The sequence below is a fragment of the Polaribacter sp. BM10 genome (genome assembly GCF_002005425.1).
GTDB lineage: Bacteria > Bacteroidota > Bacteroidia > Flavobacteriales > Flavobacteriaceae > Polaribacter > Polaribacter marinaquae.
On sequence record NZ_CP019704.1, the window covers coordinates 493964 to 513766 of the forward strand.

11 protein-coding genes are annotated in these 19803 nt (G+C 31.0%); 5 read left to right on the top strand and 6 right to left on the bottom strand.

Annotated features, from left to right (window positions below; translation table 11 throughout):
• The first annotated feature begins 16 nt into the window (after positions 1–16).
• Positions 17–8050, top strand: coding sequence for a T9SS type A sorting domain-containing protein (locus BXQ17_RS02105; RefSeq protein WP_077809042.1), 8034 nt, complete (start codon positions 17–19; stop codon positions 8048–8050).
• An 85-nt stretch (positions 8051–8135) separates the two neighbouring features.
• Here the strand turns inward: BXQ17_RS02105 and BXQ17_RS02110 are convergent, their stop codons facing one another.
• The 4 genes from BXQ17_RS02110 to gcvT form a co-directional block, all read right to left on the bottom strand.
• Positions 8136–8900, bottom strand: a complete 765-nt coding sequence (locus BXQ17_RS02110; RefSeq protein ID WP_149025848.1) for a hypothetical protein — start codon at positions 8898–8900, stop codon at positions 8136–8138.
• 104 nt (positions 8901–9004) lie between these two features.
• A complete protein-coding gene (locus BXQ17_RS02115) occupies positions 9005–10003 on the bottom strand; it encodes a metal-dependent hydrolase (RefSeq protein WP_077809044.1) in 999 nt (332 codons plus the stop codon).
• A 16-nt stretch (positions 10004–10019) separates the two neighbouring features.
• On the bottom strand, positions 10020–11138 hold the full coding sequence (locus tag BXQ17_RS02120) for an SDR family oxidoreductase (protein ID WP_077809045.1): 1119 nt from the start codon (positions 11136–11138) through the stop codon (positions 10020–10022).
• 86 nt (positions 11139–11224) lie between these two features.
• Positions 11225–12310, bottom strand: coding sequence for a glycine cleavage system aminomethyltransferase GcvT (gcvT, locus tag BXQ17_RS02125; protein ID WP_077809046.1), 1086 nt, complete (start codon positions 12308–12310; stop codon positions 11225–11227).
• Positions 12311–12442: 132 nt separating this feature from the next.
• Here gcvT and BXQ17_RS02130 point away from each other — a divergent pair, with 132 nt between their 5' ends.
• Genes BXQ17_RS02130 through BXQ17_RS02140 form a run of 3 tightly spaced genes read left to right on the top strand, consistent with a single transcriptional unit; the run spans position 12443 to position 14954 of the window.
• Positions 12443–14071 carry an aminopeptidase P family protein gene (locus tag BXQ17_RS02130; protein ID WP_077809047.1) on the top strand — a complete coding sequence of 543 codons (1629 nt, stop codon included), beginning with the start codon at positions 12443–12445 and terminating at the stop codon, positions 14069–14071.
• Positions 14072–14743, top strand: a complete 672-nt coding sequence (locus BXQ17_RS02135; protein ID WP_077809048.1) for an NAD(P)H-binding protein — start codon at positions 14072–14074, stop codon at positions 14741–14743.
• Positions 14736–14954 carry a VF530 family DNA-binding protein gene (locus BXQ17_RS02140; protein WP_077809049.1) on the top strand — a complete coding sequence of 73 codons (219 nt, stop codon included), beginning with the start codon at positions 14736–14738 and terminating at the stop codon, positions 14952–14954. The genes BXQ17_RS02135 and BXQ17_RS02140 overlap by 8 nt, the downstream gene beginning before the upstream one ends.
• A gap of 153 nt (positions 14955–15107) precedes the next feature.
• On the opposite strand, the gene BXQ17_RS02145 is transcribed toward BXQ17_RS02140, so the two are convergent.
• On the bottom strand, positions 15108–17426 hold the full coding sequence (locus tag BXQ17_RS02145) for a DNA topoisomerase 3 (RefSeq protein ID WP_077809050.1): 2319 nt from the start codon (positions 17424–17426) through the stop codon (positions 15108–15110).
• 127 nt (positions 17427–17553) lie between these two features.
• Between BXQ17_RS02145 and BXQ17_RS02150 the strand changes: the two genes are divergently transcribed.
• Positions 17554–19656, top strand: a complete 2103-nt coding sequence (locus tag BXQ17_RS02150; RefSeq protein ID WP_077809051.1) for a prolyl oligopeptidase family serine peptidase — start codon at positions 17554–17556, stop codon at positions 19654–19656.
• Between the two features lie 3 nt (positions 19657–19659).
• Here BXQ17_RS02150 and BXQ17_RS14475 read toward each other — a convergent pair whose 3' ends face one another.
• The gene (locus BXQ17_RS14475; protein ID WP_187661419.1) at positions 19660–19803 is read right to left on the bottom strand and encodes a hypothetical protein; all 144 of its coding nucleotides are present in this window, start codon (positions 19801–19803) and stop codon (positions 19660–19662) included.

The following is a 19803-nucleotide window of genomic DNA, read 5'->3' on the forward strand; positions in this document are numbered from 1 at the left end:
GATATTGTTTGGGGGAATGATACGTTTTAAAAAAATTATTTTAATTACAATTGCATTTATATCTATAACTACTTACTCACAATCAACCTCGGTTGATACAGACGGAGATGGTGTTTTAAATTCACAAGACATAGACGATGACAACGACGGTATTTTAGATTATATCGAAGATGCTAAATGCGCTGTTTTTTATGAAGATTTTGGCACAGGTACGTATCCAGGTAGTGCGTTGCCTGCAGGTTATACAACGTATAATTATAGAGGAGATATTACTGCTTTCTCAGGTTTTCCAAATGCATTGAATGATGGTGATTATGCCATTGCAAACTTAATAAATCAACCAGAAGGTAGTTGGCAAGAAAATATTAGCGATCATACAACTGGTAGCGGTTTTATGATGGTTGTAAATGCTAACTTTACAATTGGCGACTTTTACAATAGAACCGTTACAGTTTCAAAAAATGCTACGTATAATTTTTCTGCATGGTTAATTAATGCAAATAGTATAAATAACGAGCAGTATTGTACAAATAATGAAGGTGGCTTAATTTTAGCAAATGTAAAATACGAAATTAGAGATTTAGATAATTCTGGTAATGTAATTGCATCTTTTGAGACAGGAGATATTCCTAGAACGGGCAAATGGAATAATTATAATTTCGAATTTAACTCTGGTAATGCAACTAATTTAGAAATTGTTTTAATTAATAATCAAGTTGGTGGTTGTGGTAACGATTTAGCTTTAGATGATATTTCTTTAACATTAACTTCTTTGCCAAACGGAACAACACCATGTGATTTTGATGGTGATGGAATACCAAATAGCAGAGATTTAGATTCTGATAATGATGGAATTTTTGATATTTTAGAAGCAGGTGGTATAGATGCGAATAACGACGGTCTTGTTGATAATAATTCAGATTTAGACAACGATGGTTTGTTTGATGTTTATGATGAATCTTGTATAGAAGAAAGCAGTACAACAACTGGTTTTGCAAACGGTGTTACCGCATCACAATACTTTAATAATACCAATAATGCCATCGGAAACCCAGGGAGTACTTTTGCATCAGGTCCAAATAGCTATCCAGGAGGTAATCCTTTTTTTATGGTATTGAGCTTTCCAGAAACCTTAACCAAAGGTACAGAAGTAACAATTTATTTAGCACAAACAGCTTCAGATAATAATAATGAAGTAAGGTTTAGAGAATCAGATGCTGCGGGTGTTACACCATCAAACTCTAACTATCAAAATAATTTATTAAACGGAAGTGCACGGGTAGGTTACAAATATATAATTAATGCAAATACAAATCACATTAAAGTACAAACGTTTGCTTACAATATGGTTGTGTATGGTGCTAAGTATTCTAAAACAACTAATTCTACTGTAGATTGTTCAGGGGCTAGACTTGTTCCTGCAGAAACAACACTTGGTGTGCCAAATTATTTAAACAGAGATTCAGACGGTGATGGTTGCCCAGATACTTTAGAGGCTGGTTTTACAGATCATGATAAAGATGGCATTGTTGATGGAGGTGTTATTAATTCTAACGGAACAGTTTCCGGAAGTGATGGTTATTCAGGTACAAATTCATCAGTAACAAATGCAAATGTTAGTAATGCTTGTCCTCCTTTAGATTCAGATGGAGACGGTATTCCCGATAATGTAGATTTAGACGATGATAACGATGGTATTTTAGATGTTGTCGAGTGTAGTTTATCTGCAGAACCTTTATCAACAACTACTAGTCTTAATGTTAACGGTAGTTTTAATCAAAACTATATAGATAATAACAATTCCGGTACTCCTTATGTAGGTAATGTAAATAGAGCAAGATTTGCACCTAGTCCTTGGGTAAATGTAAATACATCCGATTTGTCAACAGATCAACAAATCTCATTTACACTTAATTATCAACAAAGATCAGATTTAACAATTTCAAACGGAAGATCTACAGATTTTCAATCATCGCCATCAGGTGGTTCTTTTATGGGCTTTAGAAGTTCAGAAGGTATATACACGCCACTTAATATAGTAGATCCAAACGAAGAATATACAATAAAACTAGATTATACAGAATACCCAGAAACCAATGGATTCGAGGGGCAAGCTTCCTCAGTAAATATTGTTATAAGGTTAAACGGTAATTCTTCAACCTCAGGAACTTTAATAAGTAATATTAATAATCTTACCACTACCGGTGGTACAGCTGGTACTTGGGAAGAAAGAAGTTACACTTTTATACCGAGTAATTTAGGTATCACAACCCCTGGTAATTATAATTTATTTGTAGGTTCAAATAATTCTGCATCCAATTATTGGGCATTTGTAGACGGTATTTCTGTTAATGCTATTTCTTATTTGTCTTGTGCAGATACAGATGGAGACGGTATCCCAAATAGCTTAGATTTAGATTCAGATAACGACGGAATTCCGGATATTGTTGAGGCAGGTGGAGTAGATACCGATGGTAATGGAAAAATTGATAATATAAACCTTGACGGTACTTTAATTAATGATATTAATAATAACGGACTGGATGATTTATACGATGTTGATAACGGAGGTAATTTAATACCTAATCTAGATGCTGACGGAGATGGAATTCCAAATAGGCAAGATTTAGATTCAGATAATGATGGTATAGCAGATATCGTAGAAGCCGGAGGAACAGATACAAACGGAGATGGTAAAGCAGATAATTTTGTTGATATTGATAATGATGGTTTTAATGATTTAGTTGATGGCGATGTTGGTCAAGACGGTGTTTCAGAAAACACGAGCAATGCTTTAATAACAACTGGTACAGACACAAATAACGATGGAAAACCCAATTCTTATACTAAAGGCGATACAGATGGTGATGGTATAAACGATTACTTAGACTTAGATTCCGATAACGATGGTATTGCTGATGTTGTTGAAGCTGGTGGAGAAGATACAGATAGAGACGGGAAAGCAGATAGTTTTGTAGATACAGATAATGATGGTTTTAATGATGCTGTAGATGGTGACCCTACAAATGCTTTAGCAAACGGTAATGATGCTAACGGAACAAATACTGCAAATGCATTAATTGTTACAGGTACTGATGCTAATAATGATGGAACGCCAGAGACATACCCAAATGGAGATTCAGATAATGACGGAAAACCAAACCATGTAGACATAGACTCAGATAACGATGGTATTACTGATAATGTAGAGGCGCAAACCACTAGTGGTTATATTGCACCTACAGGGCCAGGTATCATAACAGATTTAAACAAAAATGGTGTAGACGATGTATATGAAAATGGAGCTATTATTGGTTTAGATCCAACAAATACAGATACTTTAGACAAACCAGATTATTTAGATACAGATTCAGATAACGATGGTATTTCAGATATTGCAGAGAATGGTAATACGAATAATATTTTATCTGGTATAGATACTGATAATGATGGTTTAGACGATAATTTTGATAATATTAATGATTCTGCAATAACAGGTGCTACAGTAAATAACGGTATAAATTCACCAAATGCAAGCAACCTTGGTGATGAGGATGGAGATATTAATGCCGGTGGAGATGTAGATTACAGAGATATTAAAGACACAGATAACGATGGTATTCCAGATTCAGTTGACTTAGATGACGATAATGACGGAATATTAGACACAGATGAAGGTTGTGAAAATCTAATTACCAACGGTAATTTTGAAAACCAAGACTTTTCTGATGCAAGTATATTTCCTGGAGGTTTTACAGCAGCAGCAGGTACATTTATAGGTACAACTTATAATACAAACACATTAGAAGGTTGGAATTATACCCAAAATTTAGATGGATGGGTAGGTGGACAAAGCCCTTCTTGGGGACCAAGTGTAGTCTTTGCCGATGCTTACCAAGGAACACAATATGTAGATGTTTTAGGTAATAATGATGTAACTTCGGGTGTAAGTAACATACTTTCTCAAACAATTACTACTACGGTTGGTAAAAGCTACACACTTTCTTTCTTTTGGGGTGAAGATGTTGGCCATGGAATAGGACAAGACGTTACTCTTAATGTTAAAGTTTTAGATGCATCAAATACTAGTATAATAAATCAGACTTTAGTTGCTACAGCAGCAGGAAATGTAGGCGGAATTATTGGCCCTAAAAAATGGTATGTTTTTTCTCAAAAGTTTGTTGCTACAACTACTCAAACAACATTACAATTCCAAGCGACAACTCCTTCTAACGGATCACTTGGGGCAGGAGCTGCTTTAGATTTTGTAAGTGTTTCTTCATGTGTAGACTCAGATAATGATGGTATTCCAAATAGCTTAGACTTAGATTCTGATAATGATGGTATTCCGGATTTAGTTGAAACAGGAGGAGAAGATGTCGACGGAAATGGAACGATAGATGACGTAAACTCTAATGGAACATTAGTAAATGATTTAGATAATGATGGTTTAGATGATCGTTATGATTCAGATAGTGGCGCAAATAACGTCACTATATCAAATCCTGATACCGACGGAGATGGAATTAAAGATTACATAGATTTAGATTCCGATAACGATGGTATTGCTGATGTTATTGAAGCTGGCGGAACTGATACTAATAGCGATGGAAAAGCAGATGATTTTGTAGATTCTGATAATGACGGATTTAATGACCTTGTAGATGGCGATGTTGGTCAAGATGGTACATCAGAAAACACTGCAAATGCTTTAATAATAACCGGCCAAGACACCGATAATGATGGTGAACCTAACTCTTATGTTTCAGGAGATGCAGATAATGACGGTAAACTAAATTTTGTTGATATCGATGCAGATAATGATGGTATTCCAGATAACGTAGAAGGACAACCTTCAACAGGGTATATTGCACCAAGTGGAGTTGGAACATCGATTACTGATGTTAATAACAATGGTGTAGACGATAATTATGAAAACGGTGCTATTATAGGTTTAATTCCAGAAAATACAGATGGTTTAGACGCTCCAGATTATTTAGATACAGATTCAGATAATGATGGTATTTTAGACGTCAACGAAAACGGTGATGGAGATACTTTCTCAGCAACAGATACAGACGGTGATGGATTAGTTGATGTTTTTGATGATAACGATGATTCAGGAATAAATGGTTCAAAAGTAAACGACGGTTTAAGCCCATCTGCAAGTACAGTAACTAATGAAAGTTCATTAGAAGATGCATTTAATGATTCTGATGGAGATTTTAATCCTGGAAATGGTGATCTTGACTACAGAGACGCTCCAATAGATGATTTAATGATCACACAAGTATATCAGTTTGATACTGAGCGTTGGATAGAAATTACCAATATCAGTAATTCAAATACTATTGCAGCCAGCCTAGTAAATGTGCAGCTATATTTAAATAAAACAGGAGATCAAACAGGGGTAACACCAGATGCTACATTAACAGTTAGTTCTGCAATTTTACCAGGTCAATCTGTTTTAATTACAAATTCAGAAAACAATATTTCTAATACAACAGCGGCAGCACCAACTGCAAGTGCAATTATTATACAAGATGATGCGTTAACAAATATTGAAGGTGGAGACGATACCATTACAGTATCAAAAACTGGAGATGTCAGCTCATGGTCAAACCGAATTGATGTTGTTTCAAAATTAACTAACAAAACATCGTATGTAAGAATAGATGAAACGCTACAACCTAATGTAAATTATACAGAAAGTGAATGGGTTGTTTTTATAGATGATGCGTTAGATCCTTATAATTTCTTAATTGATTCTGCTGAGAGACATCCACATGATCCGTTAATTTCAGAGATTGAAAGTTCGAACTCAGATGCAAACACCTTGTTAGGATTGCATAGAATAGAGAAAACAACAAGAACTGGTGGTAACTGGAACAATGGTTATCCTGATAGATCTAGATATGTTTCTGTTAATGAAAATTACGAACATCAAAATGAAAGATTAAGTGCGCGTAAATTAGAGGTATTAGGTTCTAATATTCTAGCAATAGACAATCAATTGTTAGTGGTAACCAATAATTTAAATATTACCACAAATGCAGAGATTCGATTGGTTGGAAAAAGTCAGTTTGTACAAACGCATACAGGAGTTGCCGATATTACAGGTAACGGAAAAATGTATGTCGAACAAAACTCTGAACTTGCAAATATTTATAGATACAATTATATGAGTTCTCCTGTAAGAACAGTCGATTTACAAACGTATTCTATAGAATCAGTTTTAAAAGACGGTACAAACCCGGTTAGTTTTACAGGTGTTGTTGGTCAAGGAGCATCAAACATTGCAAGAGATATTAATTTTGTAGGCGGTTATGATGGTAGTACTGGTACACCAATTAATATTGCAGATTACTGGATTTATACTTTTGCTAGCACAAAAGGACAAAGATCTAATTATGAACACAAGTATAAATCAGGAACAATAGCGCCAACAGATGGTTATATTTTTAAAGGACCAGAAGTAGCACAAAACTATACTTTTGTTGGTAATCCTAATGATGGAGAATTAACTACAGCAGTTGGAGGAAGTGACTCTTATTTAATAGGAAATCCATTTCCGTCTGCTATGAATGCTTTAAAATTCATTAAAGACAATATCAATTCTATCGATGGTAGTTTATATTTCTGGGATCATGTAGGCGAAGAAAATACTAGTTCTGAAACTAGCGGACATAATTACCAAGGTTATGTTGGTGGTTACGCTACAATTAATCTTTCTATGGCTGTAGGAGGTTTAGATAAACCTGCTGTTGGTGCTTTTAGCATTACCTTGCAAGCTGAAGAATCTTTATTAAATGGAACCATTTTTGAAATAGTAGAAAAAAGAATCGTTAGATTAAATACAAGTTCTAGTTATTTAGAATTTAATAGAATTACAAGAGCTACAGATGAAATAAATATTAATTACAAATCTGCTACAGGTAAGACTTTAATTTTCTTTAAAGACAATGTAGAAGTTGGTACTTATGATTTACCTGCAACATCAGGTTATGAAACATTTACTATTAACGATTGTGTTATTGTTGGTTCTACTATAAGATTTGAGTCTTTAGATTCTAATACAATTGATATTGACTTTATAGAAATGAATGACGATGATGGAGATGTTTCATGTGCACCATCAAGTGGTACAGATAGTAGTTTATTTAAAACTCCTGGAACTTACATTCCTATTGGTCAAGGATTCTTTATTGGAGGCGATTCTGACGGTGGTCCAATCGTGTTTAACAACAGTCAAAGACAATATGTTACAGAAGATAGTGGAAATGCTGTATTCTTTAAATCTGAAAGAAAAAAGGTTGTTGAGCAAGATAATGGCGACTTTAACACATTGCCTTTATTAAAAATAGGAATGGACTTTGTTAGCGAAGATAGAGAGCCATTACACAGACAAATTGGAGTTTCTTTTAGCCCGAACAATACTTTTGAATTTGAAAAAGGTTTTGATAGTCCTATTAACGATTTAGGTGCAACGGATGTTTATTGGAAGTTTGAAAATAGTGATAACAAATATGTTATTGCAGGAATTCAAAGTGTTTCAAATTCTTTAGAGATTCCTTTTGAAATAATAATGGATTATAAAGGTGCTGTTATTTTAAATTTAGATGATATCAAAAAGGTAAACAACACTATTTTTGTAAAAGATAAATTGAATAACAAAACGTACGACATTACAAATAACGAAGTTGTTTTACAATTAGATAAAGGAGAGCATTTAAATAGATTCTCGATAGTATTTAGTCAAGACACTGTGTTAAGTGTTGATGATGCAAATCTAGAGAATCCAATAAATGATTTAATAACTACTTTCTTAGACAAAAGTACTAACGAGTTTGTAATTGATAATAAAAACAATTTAAACATCGAAAATGTAGTATTATTTAACCTTTTAGGTCAAATAACAAACAGTTGGAACATTGATTCTTCTGATAGTGAAAACAGACTTAAAATTAAGAATATAGCTAACGGAGTATATATTGTAAACATTAAAACTGAAAAAGGTGTTATCAGTAAAAAGGTTTTGTATAACAAATAGCAATACAATATTTACCTATAGAAAATAAAAAATCTCATTATCTAATTATAGATAATGAGATTTTTAAATTATAGGCAATAGATATTTATTTCTTAGTATAATTCTCTGGAATAGAAAAACTATCTCTAAAACCTTCAACAAATTTTATGTTTGTAATTTTAGCATTTCCAATTTTATCTGTTAAACCATCTTTAGAATTCCATCCGTAGAAATCCCAATTTGTGGCAATAGAAATACCTTCTATTTCTGTATAATCTGTATATTTTATAGCATGCGGATCTGCTTCTGCAGCTTCTTTAGTTTTACCAGCAGTTACAATGTAGGCAACGTGTTCTAGTAAATCAGTTTCGTTATTTTTATAAACAACGTACCAATCATCTGGTGCATCACCTGTATTTGCTTCAAAACTTAGTTTAGCCGTTTTTAAGTTATTATTAGCTTCTTGTGTTTTATGATTAAAATCCCACTTTGTACCGTTGTCGTTTAACTTATAAGGAAATAGGAAAAAATAATTCCAAGTATACGCATGAAAACGCACTCCAGGATTTGATTTTAATCCATCAGAAACAAAAATATCTTGTTTGTTAACATAGATTTCATCACCATTTTTATATGCTATTTTAGCAATATCAGAAGAAGTAGAAACTGTAATGTTAGCGTTTAAAATTTCATTTCCTCCAAAATTTATAACAGCATCGTATTGTATAGCTTCTTTTGCTAAGAAAATATCTTTTTTGTGTGCAGTTTCTATAACTTCAGCAAAATTTTTAGAAACAGTTTCTTTTTTAACTATTTCTGTTGTTTTTTTCGGTTTTAGGTTGTTGTTTGCAACTTGTAATAATTGCAGCACCAATAATGGCTGTAAAAAGTAATTTCTTCATGTTAGTTTAATTGAAAATTTAATTTAAAAATGATTAATCGTATTTATGCTAGAAGCCTTACAAAATTTTAAGACTAATTTCCTTTAATTCTCATCCAAAGATCAGACATTAGGTTTTTAGCATCATTTTTATCTTTTTTTACTTCTATAAAAGTTACGTTCTCATTTTCATCAACATTAATTTTATACTTAAAAACAAAATTTTCTGCATTTTGACGCATGCTTAGGGTTCCGAATCTTAAATCATTAAAATATAAATCAGAATTTTGTTTGTTAATAGTGTACCAACCTTTAGAAATTGAAATCATTCGTTTTACTTTTTCATTATTCTTTAAATTTCCTAATAAGTGATGATTCTTGGGATAGTGGGAAAATTCGATTGGTTTTTTATCAAAAAAAGATGAATGCCCGATTAGAAAAGCATTTTTTGTTTCTACGTTTGCAGACCATAATATGGTATTTAAGGGCGCAGGTTTGGTTGCGATTTTAGAATAGATAATGTTTTGATTATTTAACTCTTTGGTGAATTTTTTGTAAGAAAGACCTTTTAAAATTAAGGTAATAGCTAAATAAGAACTACTTATTATCAAACCTAAATTATTATAAGTTTTTCTCTTTTTAGAAGTTCTTTTTTGAAACATTGCTAAAAGCACAAAAATGATAAAAGGTAATGTATATAGCGGGTCTACAACAAAAATATTTTTAAAGGCTAATCTTATATCTAAAGGCCAAAATAGTTGTGTGCCCCAAGTTGTTTGTGCATCTAAAATAGGATGTGTTATAAAGGCCCAAAAAAAGAGCAAAGTCCAATCTTTAAAATTTTTATATTTTTCGAATTTTAAAACTACAAGAGCAAAAATTGGAGCAAATATTACAGAGAACAAAATAGAATGAGTAAAACCTCTATGGATTTCTAAAGCAGTTACGGTATCTGTAAAAAAGCTAGAAATTACGTCTAAATCTGGTATTGTGCCTGCAATAGCACCATATAACATTGCTTTATTGCCATTTTTTTTGCCCAATACGGCTTCACCAACAGCAGCGCCTAAGACTATTTGAGTTAAAGAATCCATAGGTTTAAAGTTTTAATTAGTAATAACTTTTTCCAAATTTTTTTTCGACCGAAAAGTCAATTAAGTTCATAAAGTTTTCATGTACACCAAGTGTTATGTCTAATTTTAATTCTTCAATAAACTTTAGAATTAAGGTAGATTTAAATTGCAAATCTGGTACAGAAACATATTTTTCAAAAAGATTACCAATACTTTTGTAGTAAAGCTGTTCAAAATTATTAAGATTTTCTGGCTTTTCAGAAACGTATTCGTACGTATTTATTTTAAAAGATTCTAAAACGCTACCTACATAATTTTTGTGTAGAATTTGTTTAGGGTTTACTATGTTTAGTTCTTTTATAGTCGGATTTAAAAAAGCATGTAAAATTGCTTTAGAAACAAAATCTACAGGAACGATGTTTAAACCGCTTTCTTTATCAATCCAAATTCTAAAATTATTTTTAGATTTTTTAGCGTATTTGTCTAAAAAGATTGCCCAAGAATAAAATACATCAAATTTAGGAGTTTCAAAAAAAGGTGCATCTAATAATCTACCGCAAATAATACTTGGTCTTAATATTTGTGCGTCTATATTTTTTAATTTACAGGTTTCTTTTACATAAAATTCACTTTCATATTTAGATTTCTCATACGGATTTCTAAAATTTGTGACGTTATAATTACCAATAGAGTCGTTTACTTTTTTATCTTGAATACCAAATGAATATGCGGTACTTATATATAAAAATCGTTTTACATTTTTAGGTAGTTCTTCTAAAAGATTTTTAGTTACTAAATAATTTTGAGCATGAACAATTTGTTTAGAATCTGTTGTGTGTAATAAACTTGTAGAGCCTGCACAATGTATAACAGTATCGAAATTATATTTTTTTAAAACCGTATTATCTATAGATTCTAAATCATGAGAAATAACGGTAATTTTTTCTAAACAAGCTTCTAATGTAAAATTATTCAAAAACTCAGGACGAGATTTATCTTTAAGAATTGCTAAAAGTCTTTCATCTGCAGTTTTTTCGTGAGCTCGAATTACTACATAAAGATGATTAACTGTTTTATCTACAATAGCTTTGCGTAACCATTCGAATATAATGTGACTACCAACAATTCCTGTACCGCCAGTTAATAAACAATTCATATAATTTTTTTTTGAAGTAATTAAAAAGTGAAATTAGTTCTTTAAACTAAAAAACCTCACAAATATGTGAGGTTTTTCTAAAATATTTATCCTTTATAAAAAGGTAGTTTTACAATTGTGGCTGGTATTATTTTTTTTCGAATTTGAATATTAATTCGAGTACCACTTTTTGCAATATTTGTGGGTACATATCCTAAACCAATACCTTTATTTAAACTAGGGCTCATGGTTCCAGAAGTTACGTTACCAATTACATTACCTTCAACATCAACAATATCATAACCTTGTCTTGGTATGCCTCTTTCATTTAATTCAAAAGCAACTAATTTTTTTGTTGGTTTTTCTGCTTTTTGTTTTGCCAAAGCTTCAGAGTTTACAAAATCTTTAGAAAACTTTGTAATCCAACCTAATCCTGCTTCTATTGGCGAAGTAGTATCGTCTATGTCATTACCGTATAAACAATAACCCATTTCTGTTCTTAAAGTATCTCTTGCAGCTAAACCAATTGGTTTTATACCAAATTCTGCACCAGCTAAGAAAACTCTATTCCAAATTTGTTCTACTTCTTCATTTTTGCAATAGATTTCAAAACCACCAGAACCGGTATAACCCGTAGCAGAAATAATTACATTTTCGATACCTGCAAAATCGCCAATTTTAAATTTATAAAATGGTATTTCAGATAAATCTAAAGATGATAAAGATTGCATTGCGTCAACAGCCTTTGGACCTTGAATTGCTAATAAAGAATAATCTTCTGATAAGTCTCTTAACTCTGCATTGAATTCTTTATTGTAAGAAGAAATCCAGTTCCAGTCTTTTTCTATGTTAGATGCATTTACCACTAAAAGATATTCGTTTTCTTTAATTCTGTAACAAATTAAATCATCTACAATACCGTTCTCTGTATTCGGTAAACAGCTATATTGTGCATCACCAATTTCTAATTTAGAAGCATCATTAGAGGTTACTTTTTGTATAAGTGCCAAAGCATTTTCACCAGAAACTAAAAACTCACCCATATGGCTTACGTCAAAAACACCAACAGATTCTCTTACCGTTAAATGTTCTGCAGTAACGCCTTCGTATTGAACTGGCATATTGTAACCAGCAAAAGGTACCATTTTAGCGCCTAATTTTTCGTGAACAGAATGTAATGCAATATTTTTCATGTATAGATTTCTTAAATTTAGCGCTAAATTATTGAAAAATTCGCAATTATCAATCACTAATATTTTGTTAATATTTTCAACTAAAAAATAAATAATGTTACATTTGGGTAAACAACTTATAAATCAGCAACAATGCAGCCATTCAAATTTATTTTAATTGCTTTTTTAGCAATTACATGCAACGGATTTTCACAAACACCATCAGATTTTTTATCCAAAGATTTTCATAAAAGTAAAAGAGATGCTTTACGTACAAAAATGCCAAAAAATTCTGTAGCTGTAGTATTTGCAAATCCTTTAAGAAACAGAGCTAATGATGTGGATTATGTTTTTCATCAAGATCCTAACTTTTATTATTTAACTGGTTATAGAGAACCAAACGGAGTTTTAGTTTTGTTTTCTGAAAATCAAACCGATGAAAACGGATTAGTTTATAACGAAGTTTTATATGTTCAGAAAAAAAATAAAAGAGCAGAACAATGGAATGGTAAAAGGTTAGGAGTCGAAGGAGCAATAAATGAATTAGGTTTTAAAGTAGCAAAAAATGGCGAAGATTTTATAAATGATAAACTAGATTTTAAAAAATTTGATAGAGTTTTTATCGAAAAATTTAATGACGATTATAGAAATTCTGCTAGAGAAAAAGCAGAGGTGTATGATTTAGTATTGTCTTTTAAAGAAAAAGCAGATTTTGATCCAAAAAACTTTTTATCACCATTAAAAAAGCAGATTTACGAAATGGTAAAATCTACTCCAATAGAAAACAGTGCAAATGTTGCGCAAATAATTGGTAGAGCAGTTGCTTATGATGCATCTTTAAAAAATGATGAAGATTTAATGAAATTTAAAGAGGCTACAGATGTTAATTTAAAGAAAGATTTACAGCAAAAGATAGCCTTAAAATTAAATGCTAAAACAAATATTGATGTAACTTTTTTATCTAGAAATTTGGCAACTTTAAGAGAGGTGAAAACAAAAGAAGAATTGGTTTTATTAACTAAAGCAGTAAGAATATCTGCAATTGGGCAAGTAGAAGTAATGAAAGCCATGAAACCTCATATGTCTGAAACAGAATTACAAGGGATACACGAGTTTGTTTATAAAAAATATGGTGCAGAATATGAAGGATATCCTTCTATTGTTGGTGCAGGAAATAACGGTTGTATATTACATTATATAGAAAATAATAAAACAAAAGTTGGCAACGATTTAGTTTTAATGGATTTAGGCGCAGAGTATCGAGGTTATACGGCAGATGTAACACGTACAATTCCAGCAAACGGTAAGTTTACAGAAGAACAAAAAGCCATTTACGAAATTGTTTACAAAGCACAAGAAGCAGGTATTGCGGCTTATAAGATAGGAGAAAGTATGGCGAAACCAAACCTAATTTCTAAGAAAATCGTAGACGAAGGTTTGTTTAAATTGGGCATTATAAAATCTATTGACGAAAAACATCCATATTATCCTCACGGAACTTCACATCATATTGGTTTAGACGTGCACGATCCAGGAAATTATGGTAATTTTGAAGAAAATATGGTGGTTACTATGGAACCAGGAATTTATATTCCAGAAGGAAGTAACTGCGATAAAAAATGGTGGGGAATTGGTATTAGAATAGAAGATGATATTTTGATAACTAAAAGTGGGCCTAAAAATCTTTCTGCCGAAGCACCAAGAACCGTAGAAGAAATCGAAAAAATGATGGCTAAAAAGTCTGTCTTAGACGATTTTGTTTTACCAGATTTAGATAAATAAATGAGCAAAACAGCAATCATATTAGGCGCAACAGGTTTAACCGGTAATTTACTTTTACAAAAGTTAATTGCAGATGCTTCGTATACAAAAATCAAACTTTTTTCTAGAAGTGCTGTAAATATATCATCAAGTAAAATAGAAGAGCATTTAGTAGATATGTTTGCTTTAGAAGCCCAAAAAACACTTTTTACAGCAGATCAAGTGTTTTGTTGTATTGGCACAACAGCGGCAAAAACAAAAGACAAAGAAAAGTACAAGTCTATAGATTATGGTATACCTGTTACTGCTGCAAAATTAGCCAAAGCAAACAATATTGCTACTTTTGTAGTGATGTCTTCTATGGGCGCAGACGCAAAAAGTTCTGTATTTTACAATAGAATTAAAGGCGAAATGGAAAGAGATATTTTAGCTCAAAAAATAAAAAACACACATATTTTAAGGCCTTCTTTAATTGGTGGTAAAAGAGACGAGTTTCGTCTAGGAGAAAGTATCGGTAAAGCAATTATGAAACTCTTAAATCCGTTGTTTATCGGGTCTTTAAAAAAGTTCAAAATGATTCATCCAGATAAAATTGCAACTTGCATGAAAACGGTCGCAAATACTTCTAATAACAAATCAATTATAAATTCAGACTTAATTTTAACGATAGCAAATTCTAATAATAATGAGTAAAGAACAACCAAACAACCCAATGCACGGTATAAAATTGGCAACAATTTTAGAACAATTGTTTAAAGAGTATGGTTGGGAAGAATTAGGAGATCGATTAAATATAAATGCTTTTAGAAATAACCCGACATATAAATCTTCTTTAAAATTTTTAAGAACAACACCTTGGGCTAGAGAAAAAGTAGAAAAGTTTTACGAAAGAAATATGTTATAATTTTTTTTTGAAGCTTTTTCCTGCTTTTCGCACTCGCTTTTTTTCAGAAAAAGAAAAAAGAGCTCAAACAAACGCTACAATCAGGGCTAGAATTATTTGCAAACTATAATCATTTAAGTAATTGAATTAAATATCTGCAAACGATATTTTACTTTACTTAGAAATAATACTAAGAACCAATTCTTTAGTTAAAGGTTGCCCATTTGCTATTTTTTTTATGTTTTCGAATGTAAAAACAAAATCGCAACCAGATTTGTAATTAGAACATCCGTAAGCCGTTTTTCCTTTTAAAACAGTTCCTTTTTTACATTTCGGACAAGTAATTATATCCGAAGAATTTGTGGCAACTTTTTTAACAGGTTGTTGTTTTGGTTCTAGCTTTAAAGAGAAATTTTCATCAAACCTTATTAAACCTTCAACTTTATTATCATTTAAAATAAAACCTTTTAAGTTTGTTGTACAACCTTTATCAATTAATCGAATAGTTTGATTTTCAGAAACTTTTTTACCATAAATTTCAAAAGGTATTTTTAAGTCGCAGCCAGCTTTGTATTCAGAGCAACCATAAGCAGATGTTCCTTTTAAAAGTTTTCCTTTTTTACATTTTGGGCAGGTTTTACCCGCAACTTCTTTTATCGATTTAGCTTTTGGTTTCGCAGCTTCTGTTTGCTTTACTTGATTTGTGTTTGCAGAAGAAATTCTTTTTTTAGATTTATTAGAACGGACTTCATACACCAACTCATCAACCATTTTTTTCATATTATTGATAAACGTTCCTGCGTTAAAATCGCCTCGTTCAATTTCTTTCAAACGTTTTTCCCAAAGTCCGGTTAATTCGGCAGATTTTAATAACTCGTTGTCAATAATATTAATTAAATCGATACCGGTTTGTGTTGGTAATACTAGTTTTTTCTTACGTTCAATATATTTTCTTCGAAATAAAGTTTCTATAATACTTGCTCTAGTAGAAGGTCTACCAATTCCGTTTTCTTTCATCAATTCGCGCATTTCGTCATCATCAACTTGCTTTCCTGCAGTTTCCATGGCGCGTAATAAACTTGCTTCGGTGTAATTTCTTGGTGGTTTTGTCTCTTTTTCTAAAAAAGAAGGTTCATGAGTTCCTTTTTCTCCTTTTACAAAAGAAGGTAGCGTCATTTTCTCATTCAATTCTTTTTTAACCTTACTTTCTTTTGTCTCAAAAACAACACGCCAACCTTTATTTAAAATTTCTTTTCCGGTTGTTTTAAAAGGAACTTCTGCAGCCTTACCAATTACAGATGTGTTAGAAACATCAGAATCTGGATAAAATACTGCAATAAATCTTCTTGCAATAATATCGTAAACCTGTTGTTGGTTGTATTGCAAATTACCTTGAATTCCTGTAGGAATTATTGCATGGTGATCTGTAACTTTTTTATCATCAAAAACACGCTTTGTTTTTTTAATTTTCTGACCTAAAAGTGGTTGTGTTAATTCGCTATAATTGGTTAATTTAGATAAAATACCGTGTATTTTTGGGTACAAATCGTTTGGTAAAAAAGTAGTATCAACTCTTGGGTAGGTTACTACTTTCATTTCATATAATTTCTGTACGATTTTTAAAGTTTCATCCGCAGAAAAACCAAACTTATTATTACAATACACTTGTAAACCTGTTAAATCGAATAATTTTGGCGCATATTCTTTTCCTTTCTTCTTCGTTACAGAAACAATTTCAAAATCTGATTCTGCAACTTTATTTGCTAAAATTACACCATCTTCTTTCTTTAAAAACCGTCCATCTTCATAATTAAACAACGTATTTCTGTAAGTGGTTTGCAGTTCCCAGTAAGGTTGCGGTTTAAAATTTTGTATTTCGAAATAACGATTTACCAACATGGCTAGGGTTGGAGTTTGCACTCTACCAACTGACAAAACTTGTTTAAAGCCGCCAAATTTTACTGTATATAAACGAGTTGCATTTAAACCCAATAACCAATCTCCGATAGCACGAGAATAGCCTGCGTAATATAAATTATCGTAATCTTCTGCTGGTTTTAAATTTTTAAATCCGTCTTTTATGGCTTCTTCTGTAAGAGAAGAAATCCATAAACGTTGCACTTTTCCTTTGTAATTACATTGGTTAATTACCCAACGTTGTATCAGTTCTCCTTCTGTACCGGCATCCCCACAATTTATAATAACATCTGCTTTTTCGAATAAAGATTTTACGATGTTAAATTGTTTTTTAATTCCGGAATCTCCAGTAACTTTTGTATCGAAACGATCTGGTAACATTGGTAAGTTGTTCAAATCCCAACTTTTCCAGTGTGGTTTGTAATCTTTAGGCTCTAAAAGTGTACACAAATGCCCGAAAGTATAAGTTACCGCATAGCCATTTCCTTCATAAAAACCGTCACGTTTTGTGTTGGCTCCTAGAATGTTAGCAATTTCTCTTGCTACAGATGGTTTTTCGGCGATGCAGACTTTCATTAATTATTTTTGTGTGGTCGAAAGTAAGAAAATATTAAATGAATTTGCAATAAAAATTTAAGGTTAAGTATAAATTTAATACTTTATTTGAAAAATAGTTTGTCTACTTTTGTTTTAAAAGAAAACTATGAAATTTCTTATAAGAATACACCTTGTTCTTGCATTATTATTATCAAATTCAATTTCATCCCAAATAGCTTATCCAGTAACTAAAAAAGTACCTGTTATAGATATTTATCATAATATAAAAATTACAGATAATTATCAGTGGTTAGAGGCTGAAAATAATGAAGATGTAATGCGTTGGGTTGATAATCAAAACAGAATTTCAAGAAAATACTTAAAGAAAATTTCAAGAAAATATAGCTCAGAAACAAAGATGAGAGCCTATGGATGGTATGAAATGGATTATGATAAAAAAACTAAGTATGAAGCAAATAATAAAATGCATTTTAAAATACGATCTCTAAAAAATAATTTTTTGCCTTCTATTTATTATGCAAATGGTAGTAAGTCTGAATACAAAAATTTGGTAGCACCTAATAGTATATCTACAAAAGATAAAATAATTTTTACGGGTTTTAAATCTTCTAGAAATGACGAATATTTAGCTTATCATTATAATAGAAATGGAAGCGATTGGAAAGAAATTAAAATAATAGGAATAAAAAAAAGACGTTATTTTAAAGAGGTTTTAAAAAATATTTTAAATCCAAGCATTTATTGGCTTGGTAATGGTTTTTATTATATTAAAAGCACACCAGATTTAGAGAACTCTAATTTATATACTGCAGCAGTAATGTATCATAATTTAGGTACGCCACAGGTTGATGATGAATTGATATTTAAAGTAAGTTCTGCAGATGAGCAACTATTTATTAAAGGTGCAAAAGATGAAAGTATTTATTTTATATTAAAAAAGAATAGTTTTAAAAACGAGTTTAGTTATTATTTTTTAGAGCCTAAAGATGACAAAAAAGCGTTTAAACCTTTTTACGAAAAAATAAAATACAACATTAATTTAGCTAAAATTAAAGCAGATACAGCAGTGGTTTTGACTAAAATTAAAGGGAAAAACTTTTTAGTTAGAATCCCTATAAAAAAGCCTAATAATTGGGAATTGTTGAGTCCTGCATATAATGATGCTGTGTTTACAGGTTATGAATTTGCTGATGATAAAATTGCAAGTTCTTATCAATCTAAAGAGTCTTCTTTTATAGCAATTACAGATTTTAATGGAAAGATTTTAGGTGAGGTTATTACACCAAAGGGATTAAGTATTTCTAATATGTATTACAATGCCATAAAAAAAGTGTTTACATTTAAATTATCTTCATATACAGTGCCTCCTGTAAGTTGTGTTTTAGATTTAAAAACTTTTCAATTTAAATACTTAGGAAAAGCTGATGTTTATTTTAATTCTAAAAATTATCGTTTTATGAGAAAGGAGTTTATTTCTCATGATGGTAAAAAGGTACCAATGTTTATTGTGTATAAAGATTCAATTTCTAAAGATGCTAAAACACCCTTTTTACTTAAAACCTATGGTGGATATGGTAATATTGAGAAACCAAAATTTAATAGTGGAATTATTTATTTTATAGAAAACGGAGGCGCTTTTGCATATGTAAATATTAGAGGAGGAGGAGAGTTAGGAGAAAAATGGTGGAAAGATGGTAAAAAACTTAAAAAGAAAAACGGAATTTTAGATTTTACTTATGCAGCAAAGTACTTAATAAACCAAGGTTACACGAAGCCAAAAAAAATAGGTATTATTGGTACATCTCATGGAGGATTAATTGCAGCATCTGCATTAATAAAGAGTCCTGAAATTTATGGAGCTGCAGTGATTAATGTTGCACCAACAGATATGCTTCGTTTGGAAAAATCTAGAACAGGATCTGCTTTTATAAATTTATCTGAATATGGTACAGTAAAAAAAGAAAATGAGTTTAGAAATTTACTTTCTTATTCTCCTTTTCATAATATAAAAGAAGGCATAAATTATCCTTCAACATTAATAATTACGGGTTCAAATGATACTCGAGTTCCTTCTTATAATTCCTATAAATTTGCAGGAAAATTACAAGATAGAGGGGCTCAAAAGAATCCTATTTTATTATGGCAACAAGATAAATATGGTCATTTTGGAGCAATTAAATACAATGATTTAATAGAAGAAAAGGCTTTTATTTATTCTTTTTTAATAAATGAATTAAAAAAGAACTAAATTTTATTTCAGCTTAGAAAGTTCTTTTTTAAGATCTTCCCAAGTAGATTTTTTCTTTTTATTAGAGTTAATAACTTCTTGCTGTATTTCATTCTTTTGAGAATCTGTTAAGTCATACCATAAAGCTGTTTTTTCTTTTTTGCTCAT